Origin of the sequence: Cryobacterium sp. Y29, assembly GCF_002929825.1 — a bacterium.
Taxonomy (GTDB): domain Bacteria; phylum Actinomycetota; class Actinomycetes; order Actinomycetales; family Microbacteriaceae; genus Cryobacterium.
On record NZ_PJJN01000033.1, the window covers coordinates 59,198 to 74,280 of the forward strand.

Here is a 15,083-nt window from a genome sequence, read left to right on the forward strand (position 1 = left end):
TTACCTGCCGGGGAATGCCGCTGCGACATTCACCCTCGAAATAAGCTTTGCCGCTGGGTAAAACGGCTACAACCGCGAAATACCGTGAATAATGTTTTGCCCCACTTCACACGAGCCTGCATCCGCTACTCGGGAACTCTTTTCGCTCTCGCGGGCATCGGAAACGGCCACTACGTCGATCACGCAGAGATGCGGGGCATCGATGAGGTTCAGGCCGACCGCTCGGAGCGGGCCGTCGGCCTGCTCCAGCACACCTTGAATCAGGCGGTAGTGCACGCCGCAGACCTCGGGGTGGTCCTTGACCATTTCCGAGTACGGGCAGTCACGCAGGTTGAGTTGTTCACGGTTCGCGGCGATGCTTGCGTCGAAACCAGCTTGGTCGAGGTGGTCGTCGAGCGCATCGAGCTGCCGTTGCGCAGCCGCGCCGGAGCAACCGGCGAACCCCTGGCCGGCGGGCAGCAGCGGTAGCATCCGTCGCAGCTGGTCGGCGCGCTCCTGCGCGGCCGCGATTTTGCGGCTGCGGATCGACCCGAGCTCGGTGCTGACCCCGTCCGCAGCGCTGTAGAGCATTTTAGGACGACCCTTACTGTCGCGCGGCTCGGGCGCGCACGTGACAAAGCCCTCGTTGATCAGGCGGTCGAGATGTTCGCGGGCGGTGTTGTGGTGCAGACCCGCGGCTTCGGCGAGGTCGTTCACGGTCATCGTTCCGCGGCTTTGCAACTGGTACAGCAGGTTCATGCGGCTGAGACTGGCGAGCGTTTTGTAACTCGGAGGTTGGGCGGCCATGACTCCATTATGGGCTCCTCTTATGGGCGGCAGCAGAATCGGTCAGTTTCTCTCTTTCTTCCCGCAGATCCTTCCGCTGCACGGTGGAAAAAGAAAATATTCAGCACACAGTATTAGTCTGGTCAAACGAAGCACGCAGGAAGTGGGATCACATGGCGGCAAAAGCCCGCACGCGACCGGAGTCAACAATTGAGTCCACGGGTGGTGAGCCCGCCGACACCCTGCGTGACTATTACGAACAGATGTCGTTGGTGCGAGCCTTCGAATTACGCTCCAGCGAGATGTATGCCCGGGCCAAGATCGGTGGCTACTGCCACCTGAACCTCGGCGAAGAAGCCACGGTGGTCGGCCTGATGGCCGCCATCGAGGCCCGTGATTACCTGTTCACCGGCTACCGCGACCACGGCTATGCACTGCTGCGCGGACTGTCGCCCGAGCGGGTAATGGCCGAACTGTTCGGCAAAGTCACCGGCGTCTCGGGCGGACGCGGCGGTTCCATGCACCTGTTCGACGCCGAAACTCGCCTGTTCGGCGGCTACGGCATCGTCGGCGGGCAGATTCCCCCGGCGACCGGCGCCGCACTCGCTTTGAAAAATCAGGAAGTGGCAGGCCCCGACGCTGCGGCAGTGATGTGCCTGCTCGGTGACGGCACCACCAACATCGGCGCGTTCCACGAATCGCTCAACCTGGCCGGTCTCTGGAAACTTCCGATCGTCTATGTGATCGTCAACAACGGGCTTGGCATGGGCACAACGGTGGAGAAAGCATCCGCTGAACCGGACCTGTACAAGCGCGGCGCGTCGTACCGTATGCCCGGCGTGCGGGTTGACGGCGACGACGTTCTTGCCGTGCGCGACGCCGCCCGCGATGCACTCCGGCAGGCCCGCGAGTCGCGTCAGCCGGTGCTGCTCGAGGTCATGTGTTACCGGTTGCGCGGCCACTCCGTGGTCGACCCGGCCCGCTATCGCTCGAGCGAAGACACGACCATCGCCCAGCAGTCCGACCCGGTACCGAGCTTTCGTGCCAAGCTGATCAGCGCCGGAGTGCTCAGCGAAACGGATGCCGCCGCCATCGACGAAGCCGCCGACGTGCGCGTGTCCGAGGCGGTCGTTTTCGCTGACGAGAGCCCCGAGCCCGACGTTGACGACCTGTTCAAATATGTATACGCGACCGCGGTGGCACATATGCCGACCGCTTTGCCCGGAGAACCCGTTATGGACGCACTGTGAACACCGAAGTAGCAACCACCCGCACGATCACCTACCGCCAGGCGCTCAACGAGACTCTGCGCGCCGAGCTCGAACGTGACGACAAGGTCTTCCTCATCGGTGAAGAGATCGGCGTCTTCGAGGGGTCGTATAAGATCACCGCCGGACTGCTTGAAGACTTCGGACCCGACCGGGTAATCGACGCTCCGATCGCCGAAGAGGGTTTCGTGGGGGCCGCCCTCGGGGCTGCGATGCTCGGAATGCGCCCGGTGGTCGAGATCATGACCATCAACTTCAGCCTCATCGCGATCGACCAGATCGTGAACCACGCAGCCAAGATGCGGTCGATGTTCGCCGGTCAGGTTTCCATTCCCCTGGTCATTCGCATGCCCGGCGGCGGTGGCCAGCAGCTGGCCGCGACCCACTCGCAGAACCTCGAGGTCTGGTACGCGCACATTCCAGGACTCAAGGTCGTCGCCCCGTCGACCCCGGCCGATGCCAAGGCGCTCCTCACCGCTGCCATTCGCGATGACGACCCGGTGATTTTTCTGGAAAACCTTTCGCTCTACAGCGCCAAGGGCGAAGTTCCCACCGACGAGCAGGTCGCCGAGATCGGCAAGGCTGCCGTTGTCAAGACCGGCACCGACCTCACCATCGTGAGCTACTCGCGCGGCACCACGACGGCTCTCGAAGTGGCCCGCCAGCTCGAGGCCGAGGGCCTGTCGATCGAGGTCGTCGACCTGCGCAGCCTGCGGCCGCTCGACCGTGACACCATTTGCGCCTCGGTGAAGAAGACCGGCCACGCCGTCGTCTTCGAAGACGACTGGCTCAGCTACGGCATCGGCGCCGAGATATCGGCGACCATCGGCGAGGGAGTCTTCGACTTTCTCGACGCCCCGGTGCGTCGCGTCGCCGCCGCCGAGGTGCCGTTACCCTACGCCAAATCCCTCGAGAAAGCCGCTCTGCCCAGCGCTGCCGATCTCGCCAGGGTCGTGCGCGAGGTACTCAATATTTCATCTACCCCGAACGACAAGTAGGAGCCGGCCATGCCCGACGTCATTATGCCCCGTCTCTCCGACACCATGGAGGAGGGCGAACTCAGCCGCTGGATGAAGCAGGTCGGCGATGAGATTCACAAGGGTGATGTGCTCGCCGAAATCGAGACCGACAAGGCCACGATGGACCTGGAAGCCTTCGACAACGGCATTCTCGAGCAGCTGCTCGTCGTCGCTGGCGCGCTCGTACCCATCGGTGCACCGGTTGCGCGCATCGGCGACGGGAGCAACATCGTCACGGAAGACGCTGCCTCGGCAGCCCCAGCCGAAGCTGCCCCGGCTGCTCCAGTCGCAGCCGCAGCTGCCCCGGCTGCTCCAGTCGCGGTCGCTGCAGCAGCAACACCCACGGTCATCCCCCCGGCGGATACCCCCATGCCGACCACGCCCACGCCCACGGCAGCCCAGACCGGCGAACTGCGCACCTCGCCCCTGGCTCGCAAAATCGGCCGCGAGCACGGTATCGACCTGCACACCGTCGCGGGCACCGGGCCGCAGGGTCGCATCACGCGTACCGACGTCGACAGGGCGATCCGGGCCCAGGAGGCGGCAGCATCCGCTGTCCCGACGGCGCCTCGAGCCGCCGCTCCAGCGGCGGCAGCACCGGCGGCGGCAGCACCAGCGGCGGCGGCAGCACCGGCCGCTGTTTCAGCCGATTCCGTCTCCGTGGCGGTCAGCCGCATTCGCGCCGTCACGGCCCGCCGACTCACCGAGAGTCAGGCCGTTCCGCACTTCTTCCTCACCAGCGTCGTCAACGTTGAACGCCTGGTCGCTTTCCGCGCCGACGTCAACGAGTCGCTCGCCGCCCTCGGCACCAAGATCAGTCTGAACGACCTGTTCGTGCGCGCCAGCGCGGTCGCGCTGCGCGCGCACCCCGAAGTCAACGCGTCCTGGGGCGACGGCGTCATTCTGCGCCATAACCATGTCAACGTCGGCGTGGCCGTCGCGACCGACGATGGACTCCTCGTTCCCGTCGTCGTCGATGCCGATCAGAAGTCGCTCGGTGCCATCGCCGCCGAAACCCGCGCCCTGGCCGGCCTCGCCCGCACCGGCAGCCTGTCCCTCGCCCAGATGTCGGGGGGAACCTTCACCATCAGCAACCTCGGCATGTTCGGTATCGACTCCTTCACCGCCGTATTGAACCCGCCAGAGGCCGGCATCCTGGCAATCGGCGCGGCGAGCGACGTTCCCGCGGTGCGCGACGGCGTGCTCGTGACGGTACCAACGGTGAAGATCACCCTGACCGTCGACCATCGAGTACTCGACGGCGCCGTCGCGGCAGCGTTCCTGCGCGATCTCACTACCCTGCTTGAAGAGCCGCTGCGCATCGTTCTCTAGCCTGCCCGCCCCGCAAGATTAAAAGTATGCGACTGCTCATAATTCCGGGTTAGTCTTGTACGGTGGATTCCGACGAACGCGCTCCCGCCTGGCATGCCGCGCTGGCATCGCCGATTCGGCGCAGCGTGCTCCAGTTTCTGGTCGCCTCCGGCGAACCGCTCGATGCCGCCGCCGTCGCCGACCGGATGAATGTGCATGTCACCACGGCCAGGTTTCACCTCGACCAGCTTCTGGCTGCCAGGCTCATCGAACGAGAGCCCGAACGGTCCGGCCAGCGGGGCCGGCCGCGCATCCGTTTTTCTGCCGTGGCCGCCGCGCGCACCGACACACGCGACCAGCTCAGCCACGCCCTCGCCAGCGTGCTTGCCGAGGACGACGACGGCGGCCGGGGCCGGGCTATTCGGGCCGGTGAGAAGTGGTCGGAAGCCTTCACCGGCGGCCTCGCAGCGTCGACCGAAGCGGGCGCCGCCCCGTTGGTCGAATTACTCGACCAGCTCGAATTCGCCCCCGAACTCGATGAGTCCACGCAATCGATCGCCCTCTTGGCCTGCCCGTTCCGCGAGGCCGCCCGCGAAAACCCGGGCGTGGTCTGCGCCGTGCACCTCGGGCTCATCCAGCGGGTGGCGCGCACGCTCGGTCACGACGACAGCGTGATCGAGCTGCGCCCCTTCGTCGGCCCGCACCTCTGTGTCGTCGATCTCGGCAGCAATTGGAATGCCGTTCCGGTCGAGTTGAGTTAGTGCCGCCGCGACCGGGGCGCAGGCGCGGGCGGCACTTCCTTCGCTGCCACCACGTCCTTTATCGCAAGCGTGACCAGCCCACGTTTGGTTTCCACCGAAACGGATACCGCGCTGCGGTTCCGCAGAAAGCCCAGCGCGTCCGTGTACCCACCCGGAATGCTGGTGCGCACGACGACCCGAGTGCCGAGCGGTGCATCCGCGAGAAAAACGAAGGGGGAACTCATCGCATCAGGCTGTACTCTTCGACTCGCGCAGATTCTCCGGCGATGAGAATAATGTCGCCATCTTCGATCACGGTGTCGAGCGAGGTGTAGCTCCAGCCTGCGCCGGGGCGGTGAAACGCGGTGACGGTGATGCCGTAGCGGGCACGCACCTTGGCCTGGCCGAGGGGCACGCCGATGAGCGCCCGCGGCGGTGCCGTCTTGACCAGCGCGAAGTTCTCCCCGATCTCGATATAGTCCTGCATGGCGCCGCGCACCAGGTGCGCAACCCGCTTACCCATATCTTTTTCCGGGTAGATGACATGGTTGACGCCGAGCTGGGTGAGAATCTCGCCGTGCGGGTCGCTGACCGCTTTGGCCCAGATGTTCGCGATGCCCAGCTTGAGCAGCAGCGAAGCGGTGAGAATATTTGCCTGGATATCGCCGCCGATCGCCACGACCACGCTGGAGAAGTCGGGTACCGAGAGCTCCCGCAGGGTCGCTTCCTTGGTGGAGTCGGCACGCACCACGTGGGTGAGCAGTCCGTTGTGCATCTGTACCACCTCTTCGTCCCCGTCGATACCGAGCACCTCGGTGCCACTGTTCATGAGTTCGAGGGCGAGCGCGCTGCCAAACCGGCCGAGACCGATGACGACGACCGATTCAGCTTCAGCGAGGCGAGCGGGGTCGCGGTGCCCGAACAGCGAATATTTAGCCAATGATCGGCCTTTCCTTGGGAAGTTCGTAGGTGGTGTGGCGTTCGCGCAAGGCGATGGCCGACGCGAAGGTGATGGGGCCGAGACGGCCGATGAACATGAGCAGAATCAGGATGACTTGCCCTCCCCATGGCAGCCCTGCGGTGATCCCGGTCGACAGTCCCACCGTCGCAAAAGCGGAGATCGCCTCAAACAGCAGCGCGTCCAGAGAGATGTCGGTCATGAGCATGAGCGCCGCCGTCGCGGCAATGATGACGCCGACGGCGAGCAGGGAGATCGTGATCGCCTCACGGTGCACCGCCCGGGAAAGCCGCTTGCCGAACACGTTGACGGCAACCTGCCCGCGCACCTCGGTCCAGATAATGAAGAACAGTACGGCGAACGTCGTGATTTTAATGCCGCCGGCGGTTCCGGCAGGGCCGCCACCGATCAGCATCAGGACGTCCATCCCGAGCAGGGTGGCGGAGTCGAGCTGGCCGATGTCGATGCTATTGAAACCGGCGGTGCGGGTCTGCACCGATTGGAAGAAACCGGCCAGTAGTTTGCCCGACCAGTCCAACGGGCCGAGAGTATTCGGATTCGACCATTCGACGGCTGTGATATATGCCGTTCCTAGAATAAGGAGCGCGAGCGTGCCGGACACCACGATGCGGGTATTCATGGTCCAGGTTCGAATCGACCAGGCCTGCTGTAACCAGTGCCGCGGATCCCGCCCCTGCCGCCGCAACTGCCGCCGCAGCTGCACGATGACCGGAAAGCCGAGGCCACCGAGAATGACGGCGGCGGCAATCGGCAGGCAGATCCAGGCATCCGTTGCGTACCCCATGAGATTGTCGCTGAACAGGGCGAAGCCGGCATTGTTGAAGCTCGATACCGAGTGGAACACCCCCAGCCAGATGGCCCGGCCGACGGGCTCGCCGTAGCCAAGCATAAAGCGCAGCGCAAGCACCATCGCCACGGTGACCTCGATCGCGAGCGAGATACGCACGACGCCGAGCACCAGCCCCTTCACGTCAGCGAGACCGACGCTCTTGGTTTCGGCGGCGGCCGTGATGCGCGAGCGTAGGGAGAGCTTGCGGGCGATCGCGAGCCCGACGACCGAGGCAAAAGACATAATCCCGAACCCGCCAATTTGAATCAGCAGCAGAATCACGACCTGGCCGAACGGTGTCCAGTACACCGCCGTATCGACGACGGTCAGCCCGGTGACGCACACCGCGCTCGTCGCGGTGAACAGGGCCTCCAGAAACGATGCGCCGGCGGGCCCGACGCGGGCGTTCGGCAGCATCAACAGCGCCGTGCCGCTAAAAATGGTCAGGGCGAATCCGGAAACGACGATTTGCGCCGGATGCAGCCGGTGCCGCTTTGTTGTGTTGCCGCGTTCGCGGATGGCCCGTGAGTGCACGGTCCAACTCTACGCTGGGCGCACTCCCCGCGAGGTACCCCTGATGCGTCGACGCGAGACGTTACTCGCTTCAGGCGGCTTCGTCTACCCCCCTGAAATAGCAAAGAGATACTGGGTCGATGTGCGGGATACTCACTTTAAAGGGGTGAAACGGAACACATGATGCGCGAGGGGTTCAATCCGGCAGTCGGGCACGTTTTGTGGCCGCGTCGCAAGCTGGTCAAACGGTCGATTATCGCTGCACTGTCGTTGCTGGTCCCCGTTCTGATCGTGCTGTACTGGCTCACAATCCCCCGCGATACCTGGATCTTTGTCGCCGCCGTTCAGCTCGGCCTGACCCTTCTCGGCGTGATCGCTGTATTCGGGGCCCGCAGAGTGTGCGTGACCGTTGCGGCTGGCCGCTTGGAAAGCCGAAACCTGCTGGGCCGGGTGACCACGTTTGGCACGGCCGAAATCGCCAGCGTCGTGCTCGTCGAGCTGTATCAGAGCGAGATGGTCGAGACCCACTCGCACCTGTACCTGCTGGACTCCGCCGGTGACGTGCTGCTTCGCCTGCGGGGCCAGGTGTGGCCCCGATCCGGGCTGGAGAACATCATCGACGCACTCGGAGTGAGCGTCGTGCGACCACCCGACCCGCTCACCGTGTCCGAGCTGGGGCGACTCCGTCCACGGCTGGTGCACCGCTGGACTCGACACGCCGCTCGGCTGGGAAATTCATCCCCCCGTACGTCTGCGCGGCGAGTGCCCGATCCGTTCGGCCGTCTAGTGTCCCCGGCCCGACACGATGTCGGCCATGCGCGCGAACGGTGACGTGGTTCGACGCCCGGCAAGCTCGGCTCGATCGGCCAGTGAATAGGCACGGTAGAGCGCGGTGACGGCGAGCCAACGCAACGGCTCGGGTTCCCAGTCTCGTACCCGATGGTTGACCCACGGTAGGTCGAGGAGACCGCTGTCGCGACCGAGGATCAGATCGGTCAGCGTGCGCCCGGCCAGGTTCGTGGTGGCGACGCCGGTGCCCACGTAGCCGCCGGCCCAGGCCAATCCGGTCTGCGGGTCGAGGCCCACGGTTGCGGCCCAGTCTCGGGGCACGCCGAGCACGCCAGACCAGGCATGGTCGATGCGTGCCCCGACCGTTGCCGGAAAGAATCGCACCAGAATTTCGCGCAGCGCGTCGGTGGTGGCCTGCGGCGTCTGGCCGTCGGCATCCGTTTTAGAACCGAACCGGTACGGCACGCCGCGTCCGCCGATCGCGATGCGGTCGTCGCTCGTACGCTGCGCGTACATGTAGGCATGCGCCATGTCTCCCAGGGTTTCTCGCCCCGACCAGCCAATGCTCTGCCACACGGATGCCGAGAGCGGCTCGGTCGCGATCAGTGACGAGTTCATGGGGAGCCAGGTTCGGTGCAGCCCCTTGAGGCCGGGTGTGAACCCCTCTGTTGCGCGAATGACAAACGAAGCGTCGACGGTACCGGCTGCGCTCACTGCTCGATGCGGCGCGATCTCGCTCACCGGGGTGTTTTCGTAGATCTCCACGCCGAGCGCTTCGACCGTGCTGGCCAGGCCGGCTACGAGTGCGGCCGGGTTGATGCGGGCGCAGTGCGGATGCCATATTGCCCCGATGGTGCCCGCCACGTTGATGCGGTTCTGCGCCGCGGTTTTTGAGAGCAATTCAACGTCGGTGTGCGCCCAGGCCTGCTCGGCGCGGGCGACCTGCTCCAACCGGTGTTGTTGCGCCGGGTCGTAGGCCACCGTGAACTCGCCGCCTTTGACGATTTTAGCGTCGATGCCCTCGTCAGCGGCGACCCGGATGACCTCATCGACCGTGTCGTTCATGGCCGCCTGAAACTGTTCGGCGGCGGCGCGACCGTGGCTTGTCACGTACTGCTCACGGCCGCCGGTGACCGAGTTGGTCAGCCAGCCACCATTCCGGCCGGAAGCACCGAATCCGGCGAAGCGCGCCTCCAACACGACGACCCGCAGCTGCGGCGCTGCCTTCTTGAGGTAGTAGGCCGTCCACAGCCCGGTATAGCCGGCTCCGACGATGACGACATCGGCTCGCGTCGACCCGGGCAGGGCTGCGCGCGGGGCGCGCTGACCGAGCTGGTCCCACCAGAACGAGACCTTGCCGTTCTGCCGGGGCTCCTGTGGCCCGCTTGTCATGCCGTGAGGGTTTTCTGCCGCTTCCGCTGCCGTTCGAGTCGGCGGCGGGCGGCGAGTTCACGTTCGCCATCGAGTTTGGCGGCGACCGGAGCCCACAGCACGATAGCGACACCAGCGCCGAGTAATAAGCCACCGATGGTGTCGGTGAGCCAGTGCGCACCCAGATAGGTGCGGCTGAGCAGCATCACGATCGTGTACGCGGCGCCGGCGAGCACCACCCAGAGGCGCGGAAAGATGATGGCGAGGCACACCGCCATGGTCGCCGCATTGGCGACATGGCCGGAAGGAAACGACCCAAAATCGGAGGTGACCAGCATGTCTTCAGGGCGGGCCCGCCCAAAGACCTGTTTGAGCAGTTGCACGCCGACCGCGCTCAGCACCGTGGCCCCGAGGTAGTACCCAGCCGCCCACGGCCGTTTGATCAGCATTAGCACGAGGATGATGACCAGCGGCACGACGACGACGCCGAACAGGCCGCCGCCGAGCCCGTTCATGAACAGCGATGGAACTTCCCAGACCGGCGAGCGATGCTCGATGATCTCGTTCATCCACTCGGTGTCAACCTCGAGGGCGGCGCCGTTTGCCCGCACGACCACGACGAGACCGAGCAGGGCGGCCAATACCATAGCGGAAATCCCGCTGACGACGGGCCAGCGACGGGAAATGCGGCGAGCTGCGGGGGCTGCAGCGCGTTCCGGGTTAGTCATTCCGCCATCGTAGGTCAGCAGCCCGTTACCGCGCCCCCATTTTGGTCGGGGCCCGGGCCCGGACCGTGGGCCCAGTTTATAAACTGGGCCGACGGTCACATCATGGGCCCGAGCGGCGAAGACCGCGAAGGGGTCCGAGCGGGCGCCTCGGGCTAGCGGTCGAGCGCTGGCACGCTTCTCGGGCGCACAATCAGCCAGAGCGCAAGAATTGAGATCACGGCGGTGACGCCCATGACGGATGCCATCGGTATCGCCGTGCCCACTCCGAGCAGTCCTACAATCGGCGAGATCAGTCCGGCCACACCGAAGTTCGCGGCGCCGAGCAACGACGCGGCGGTTCCGGCTTCGTGTCCGTGGGCGTTGAGCGCGATGACCTGAACACTCGGCAGGGTGAAGCCGCAGGCCGCGATGAAGAACCAAAGCGGAATCAGGGTACCCCACAGCCCAATGCCGCCGAGGTCGAGCAGCACGATCGCACCAGCGGTGATCACCAGCACAACCGTGGAGACGGAAAGAATCCACTGCGGCCCGATGTTGGACCGGTGCATCAGGCGCGAGCTCAGCTGCACCCCAGTGACCACACCGAGGGAGTTGATGGCGAACAGCAGACCATACTCTTGCGGACTGAACGCGTACACGTCCTGGAACAGAAACGGTGAGGCCGACAGGTAGGAGAACAACCCGGTGAAGGTCATCGCCCCGATGATCGCGACGCCCACGAAGGTGCGGTCGCTCAGTACCGCTTTGTAGCGTTGACCGAGGGTGCTGTGGCCTTTCGCGTTGCGTTCGCTTTCGGGCAGGGTTTCAACGATCCAGAAGGCGACGGCCAGAATCACGATGACGCCGTAGGCGGCGAGTACCCAGAAGATTCCCCGCCAGCTCATGACGAGCAGCAGCTGCGAGCCGATCACCGGTGCCAGCACGGGTGCGAGGCCGCTGACCAGCGCGAGGCGGGAGAGCATCTTGACGAGCGGCTTGCCGCCGAACAGGTCCCGCACCATGGCCATGGCAACGACGGCGCCGGCGGCAGCGCCGAAGCCCTGCAGCACGCGGAAGATGGCGAGCACGATGATGTCGTTCGACAGGGCGGCGCCGACGCAGGCGAGAATGTGCACACCGGTAGCGAGCATGAGCGGGAGTCGCCGCCCGACCTTATCGCTCCACGGGCCTACGACCAGCTGTCCGAAACCGAAACCGATCATGGTGCCGGTCAGGGTGAGCTGAATGACCGACGGCAGCACGCCGAATTCGTTTTCAAGGGTCGGAAAAGCTGGCAGATACAGGTCGATGGTAAACGGGCCGAGCGCCGTGAGTGCCCCGAGAATGAGTATGTAGACGATGCGCTGGCGCCGAGTCAGTTTGTCCCCGGGATGCGCGGCGGTGGAGGCAAGTTGCGCGGCGCTAATCACGGGGATGCTGGCAGTAATCACGAAAACGGATGTCCTTGGCTGGTCTAGAGAGGCTGGATGGCGGCGGGCGGCGCGATTTCGGGCTACACGGCCGCGGTGGCACTTCCGGCCGCCCTTACGCTAAGCGGAGATAGACCCGCACTATTCCCACTTTCGGACTGTGGATCGAGAAGCAGCGTTTCGAAGGCCAGCTCGGCGGCACCGATCAGGAGCAGATTCGAGCCGAGAAGCGCGGGGGCGATCTGCACCTCGTCGAACGCAGTCCCCAGCGTCAGTGCGGCCACCGCGCGCGTCAGGCGCCCGGGGTCGACCACATAGAGCGCGGCGAGGAAGCCGCCCAGCACGATGAGTTCTGGGTTGAGAATGTTGACGGCGCCGGCCAACGCCACGGCCAAGAAATCGACCTGCCGGTTCACTTCGGCGCGTACCGCGGGCGCGGTAGAGGCGAGCAGCGCGCGTTCGAGGTCGTCGGCATCCGTTTGCCCGGCAGGCAGGCCGAGCACGTCAAGGAGCGCGCCGCGGGTGACCTCGGCTTCGAGAGTGCCGGCAATGCCAGCCGAGTCGGTGCGGCAGCCCGCGCTTACCTTGGTGTGCCCGAATTCCCCCGCGTAGCCCGCCCGTCCGCCGGCCGCGACTCCCCCGACGACGAGGCCGCCACCGATGCCGCTCGAGCCGCCGTTGAGGTAGATGAGATCGGTCATTCCTTGCCCCGCGCCGAAATAGCGTTCCGCCGTGACGCCGAGGCTCGCGTCGTTGGCGGCCACGACGGGCAGACCGGTGACCTCGGCGAGCAGGTCGCAGAGTGGTTCGTCGACCCAGCCGAGATGTGGAGCGTTGCGAACCAGACCGTCGTGTGCACGCACCAGGCCCGGCACGGCCACACCCATTCCGATAATGGAATATTTTCCGAGGTCGCGCCGCAGGTCGGTGACAATACTCGCCGTGATAGCGACCGCCTCGGCGACCGTCGGCGTGGTTGGAGTGGCGAAGCGGATGCTCCGGTGCACGACTCCGCTGAGGGCGACGACTCCCACGGTGATCGCGTCGATTTCAGGATTCACCGCAATGGCCACAACGCGGTCGCTCGCCGCCACGATCGGGCTTGGGCGCCCGGCAAGTTTGGTGGGGTCGGGAGTGCGTTCCTCGACCAGGCCGCGTTCGACCAACTCTGCGACCAGCGCGCCGATAGTCGACCGGTTCAAGCCGGTCAGGCGGGTCAGCTGGGCCCGCGACGCCGCGCCACCGCGGTGCACCAGGCGCAGGATGATCGACAGGTTGTGCCTGCGCACATCGTCATGGTTATTACCCTGCATGGCGTCCACTGCTCTCGGCTTCCCGCTCGCTTTTTTCGGTCAGAAGTTAGGTTACTGCGCCGGATGAGCTCGATGGATGATACGTTGCCAATGTCAACAAATCATCGACGGCGCTGACAGATACGAGGCGCCAGACAGGGGCGTCATGGAGTTTCGATATCTCGGCAACAGCGGATTAAAAGTTTCGGAGATTACCTACGGCAACTGGCTCACCCACGGGTCCCAGATCGAGAATGACACGGCGACGGCCTGCGTGCGCGCGGCCCTGGATGCCGGAATCAGCTCGTTCGACACCGCAGATGTCTACGCGAACACCGTAGCTGAACAGGTATTGGGCGATGCCCTGCGCGGTGAACGCCGCCAGTCTCTCGAAATCTTCACCAAGGTCTTCGGCCCGACCGGTCCCAAGGGACACAACGACACCGGCCTCTCTCGTAAGCACATCCTCGAGTCGATCGATGGCTCGCTCACGCGGCTGCAAACGGAGTACGTCGACCTCTATCAGGCGCACCGGTACGACGTGGAAACCCCGCTCGAGGAGACGATGCAGGCCTTCGCCGACGTTGTGCGCCAGGGCAAAGCCCTGTACATCGGAGTGAGCGAGTGGAACGCCGAGCAGTTGCGCGCCGGCCACGCCCTCGCCACTGACCTCGGCATTCAGCTCATCTCCAACCAGCCGCAGTACTCGATGCTGTGGCGCGTGATTGAATCCGAAGTGGTTCCGGCCTCCGAAGAACTCGGCGTCTCGCAGATCGTCTGGTCCCCTGTGGCTCAGGGCGTGCTCACCGGCAAATACCTGCCGGGCCAGGCGCCCTTGGAAGGCAGCCGGGCAACGGATGCCCAGGGCGGCGCCAACATGATCAAGCGTTGGATGGATGAGCCGGTGCTCACCGGCGTGCAGAAATTGCGCCCGATCGCCGACGAACTCGGACTGAGCATGGCGCAACTCGCGCTCGCCTGGGTGCTGGCGAATAAGAACGTTGCCTCCGCCATCATGGGCGCGTCCCGCCCCGAGCAGGTCGCCGACAACGCGAAGGCCGCCGGTGTGCACCTCGACGCTGACGTGCTCACAAGGATCGATGCGGCCGTTCGCGACCTGGCCGAGTTCGACCCGCGCAAGACCACCTCGCCGGAGCAGCGCGAGGTGTGAGCCAGCCGCATCCGCTTGTGAGAAATAGGGAGTATTCATGAGAATTGCCGTCACCGGTGGTAGTGGCAAGCTCGGCCGTAGCGTGGTTGCGCGCCTGGCGAGCGAGGGGCACGAGGTCACCAATCTCGACCAGTCGGGACTTCGCGGTTCCGGATTCACCCAGATCGACCTGACCGATTATGGCCAGGTCATCGACGTGATGTTCGGCATCGACGACCGCACAGACGGGTTTGACGCGCTCGTGCATCTGGGCGCAATCCCGGCCCCCGGCTTGTTGCCCGACGTGGCCACGTTCCACAACAACATGCTCGCAACCTTCAACGTCTTCCAGGCTGCCCGCCGGGCGGGCATCAAGCGCATCGTCTATGCCTCGAGTGAGACGACCCTCGGTCTGCCATTCGATATCGACCCGCCCTACATTCCTGTTGACGAGGAGCACCCGGCCCGCCCGGAGAGCACGTATTCCCTGGTCAAGCACCTCGAGGAACAGATGGCCATCCAGCTCGTGCGCTGGGATCCGCGGCTGAGCATCACGGCGCTGCGCTTCTCCAACGTGATGGACGAAGACGACTACGCGGCCTTCCCCGCATTCAACGATGACGCCACCCTGCGCAAGTGGAACCTGTGGGGCTACATCGACGGTCGCGACGGCGCCCAGGCCGTACTGCGCGCGCTCGAACAGGCCCAGCCGGGTTTCGAGACGTTCATCATCGCCGCCGCCGACACGGTGATGAGCCGGTCGAGCGCGAGCTTGGCCGCGGAGGTCTTCCCGAACGTCACCGTGACGAAGACGGTGGGCGAACACGAGACCCTGCTGTCGATCGACAAGGCGAAGCGGATGCTCGGTTTCGCCCCCGAGCACAGCTGGCGCGACCACGTGTAGTTCGCCGCACCTGGTA

General features: G+C 65.0%; 15 protein-coding genes. 7 read left to right on the forward strand and 8 right to left on the reverse strand.

Annotated features, from left to right (window positions below; translation table 11 throughout):
• Positions 1-66 precede the first annotated feature (66 nt).
• Positions 67-786 (reverse strand): metalloregulator ArsR/SmtB family transcription factor, encoded by a 720-nt coding sequence (locus CXY74_RS09355; RefSeq protein WP_104200195.1) that lies wholly within the window; start codon positions 784-786, stop codon positions 67-69.
• Between the two features lie 152 nt (positions 787-938).
• Here CXY74_RS09355 and pdhA point away from each other — a divergent pair, with 152 nt between their 5' ends.
• The 4 genes from pdhA to CXY74_RS09375 all read left to right on the forward strand — a co-directional run bounded on the left by pdhA (position 939) and on the right by CXY74_RS09375 (position 5,124).
• Entirely contained in the window at positions 939-2,015 is a 1,077-nt protein-coding gene (gene pdhA, locus CXY74_RS09360; protein WP_104200196.1) for a pyruvate dehydrogenase (acetyl-transferring) E1 component subunit alpha, read from the forward strand.
• Complete coding sequence (locus CXY74_RS09365; RefSeq protein ID WP_233193311.1) at positions 2,012-3,031, forward strand: alpha-ketoacid dehydrogenase subunit beta; 1,020 nt, start codon at positions 2,012-2,014, stop codon at positions 3,029-3,031. The genes pdhA and CXY74_RS09365 overlap by 4 nt, the downstream gene beginning before the upstream one ends.
• 9 nt (positions 3,032-3,040) lie before the next feature.
• The gene (locus tag CXY74_RS09370) at positions 3,041-4,384 is read left to right on the forward strand and encodes a dihydrolipoamide acetyltransferase family protein (RefSeq protein ID WP_199183185.1); all 1,344 of its coding nucleotides are present in this window, start codon (positions 3,041-3,043) and stop codon (positions 4,382-4,384) included.
• 62 nt (positions 4,385-4,446) lie between these two features.
• The gene (locus CXY74_RS09375; protein ID WP_104200197.1) at positions 4,447-5,124 is read left to right on the forward strand and encodes a metalloregulator ArsR/SmtB family transcription factor; all 678 of its coding nucleotides are present in this window, start codon (positions 4,447-4,449) and stop codon (positions 5,122-5,124) included.
• On the opposite strand, the gene CXY74_RS09380 is transcribed toward CXY74_RS09375, so the two are convergent.
• From CXY74_RS09380 to CXY74_RS09390, 3 genes are read right to left on the reverse strand one after another with little or no spacing between them, the layout of a single operon-like run.
• Positions 5,121-5,348, reverse strand: coding sequence for a ferrous iron transport protein A (locus CXY74_RS09380; RefSeq protein WP_104200198.1), 228 nt, complete (start codon positions 5,346-5,348; stop codon positions 5,121-5,123). The two genes, CXY74_RS09375 and CXY74_RS09380, sit on opposite strands and share 4 nt — an antisense overlap.
• Positions 5,345-6,043 carry a TrkA family potassium uptake protein gene (locus CXY74_RS09385; RefSeq protein ID WP_104200199.1) on the reverse strand — a complete coding sequence of 233 codons (699 nt, stop codon included), beginning with the start codon at positions 6,041-6,043 and terminating at the stop codon, positions 5,345-5,347. The genes CXY74_RS09380 and CXY74_RS09385 overlap by 4 nt, the downstream gene beginning before the upstream one ends.
• Entirely contained in the window at positions 6,036-7,445 is a 1,410-nt protein-coding gene (locus CXY74_RS09390; RefSeq protein ID WP_233193312.1) for a TrkH family potassium uptake protein, read from the reverse strand. The genes CXY74_RS09385 and CXY74_RS09390 overlap by 8 nt, the downstream gene beginning before the upstream one ends.
• Positions 7,446-7,604: 159 nt before the next feature.
• Here CXY74_RS09390 and CXY74_RS09395 point away from each other — a divergent pair, with 159 nt between their 5' ends.
• Complete coding sequence (locus CXY74_RS09395; protein ID WP_104200200.1) at positions 7,605-8,255, forward strand: hypothetical protein; 651 nt, start codon at positions 7,605-7,607, stop codon at positions 8,253-8,255.
• Here the strand turns inward: CXY74_RS09395 and CXY74_RS09400 are convergent.
• The 4 genes from CXY74_RS09400 to CXY74_RS09415 all read right to left on the reverse strand — a co-directional run bounded on the left by CXY74_RS09400 (position 8,208) and on the right by CXY74_RS09415 (position 13,034).
• Entirely contained in the window at positions 8,208-9,605 is a 1,398-nt protein-coding gene (locus CXY74_RS09400) for an FAD-binding oxidoreductase (protein ID WP_104200201.1), read from the reverse strand. The genes CXY74_RS09395 and CXY74_RS09400 overlap by 48 nt on opposite strands.
• Positions 9,602-10,312, reverse strand: coding sequence for a phosphatase PAP2 family protein (locus tag CXY74_RS09405; RefSeq protein ID WP_233193313.1), 711 nt, complete (start codon positions 10,310-10,312; stop codon positions 9,602-9,604). The genes CXY74_RS09400 and CXY74_RS09405 overlap by 4 nt, the downstream gene beginning before the upstream one ends.
• A gap of 152 nt (positions 10,313-10,464) precedes the next feature.
• On the reverse strand, positions 10,465-11,742 hold the full coding sequence (locus tag CXY74_RS09410) for a multidrug effflux MFS transporter (RefSeq protein ID WP_233193314.1): 1,278 nt from the start codon (positions 11,740-11,742) through the stop codon (positions 10,465-10,467).
• A gap of 62 nt (positions 11,743-11,804) precedes the next feature.
• Positions 11,805-13,034 carry an ROK family transcriptional regulator gene (locus tag CXY74_RS09415; RefSeq protein WP_104200338.1) on the reverse strand — a complete coding sequence of 410 codons (1,230 nt, stop codon included), beginning with the start codon at positions 13,032-13,034 and terminating at the stop codon, positions 11,805-11,807.
• Positions 13,035-13,179: 145 nt separating this feature from the next.
• Between CXY74_RS09415 and CXY74_RS09420 the strand changes: the two genes are divergently transcribed.
• Both CXY74_RS09420 and CXY74_RS09425 read left to right on the forward strand, forming a co-directional pair.
• Positions 13,180-14,184: an aldo/keto reductase family protein gene (locus tag CXY74_RS09420; protein WP_104200202.1), complete on the forward strand. Its 1,005-nt coding sequence runs from the start codon at positions 13,180-13,182 to the stop codon at positions 14,182-14,184.
• Positions 14,185-14,221: 37 nt separating this feature from the next.
• Positions 14,222-15,067, forward strand: coding sequence for an NAD(P)-dependent oxidoreductase (locus CXY74_RS09425; protein WP_104200203.1), 846 nt, complete (start codon positions 14,222-14,224; stop codon positions 15,065-15,067).
• Positions 15,068-15,083: the final 16 nt, after the last annotated feature.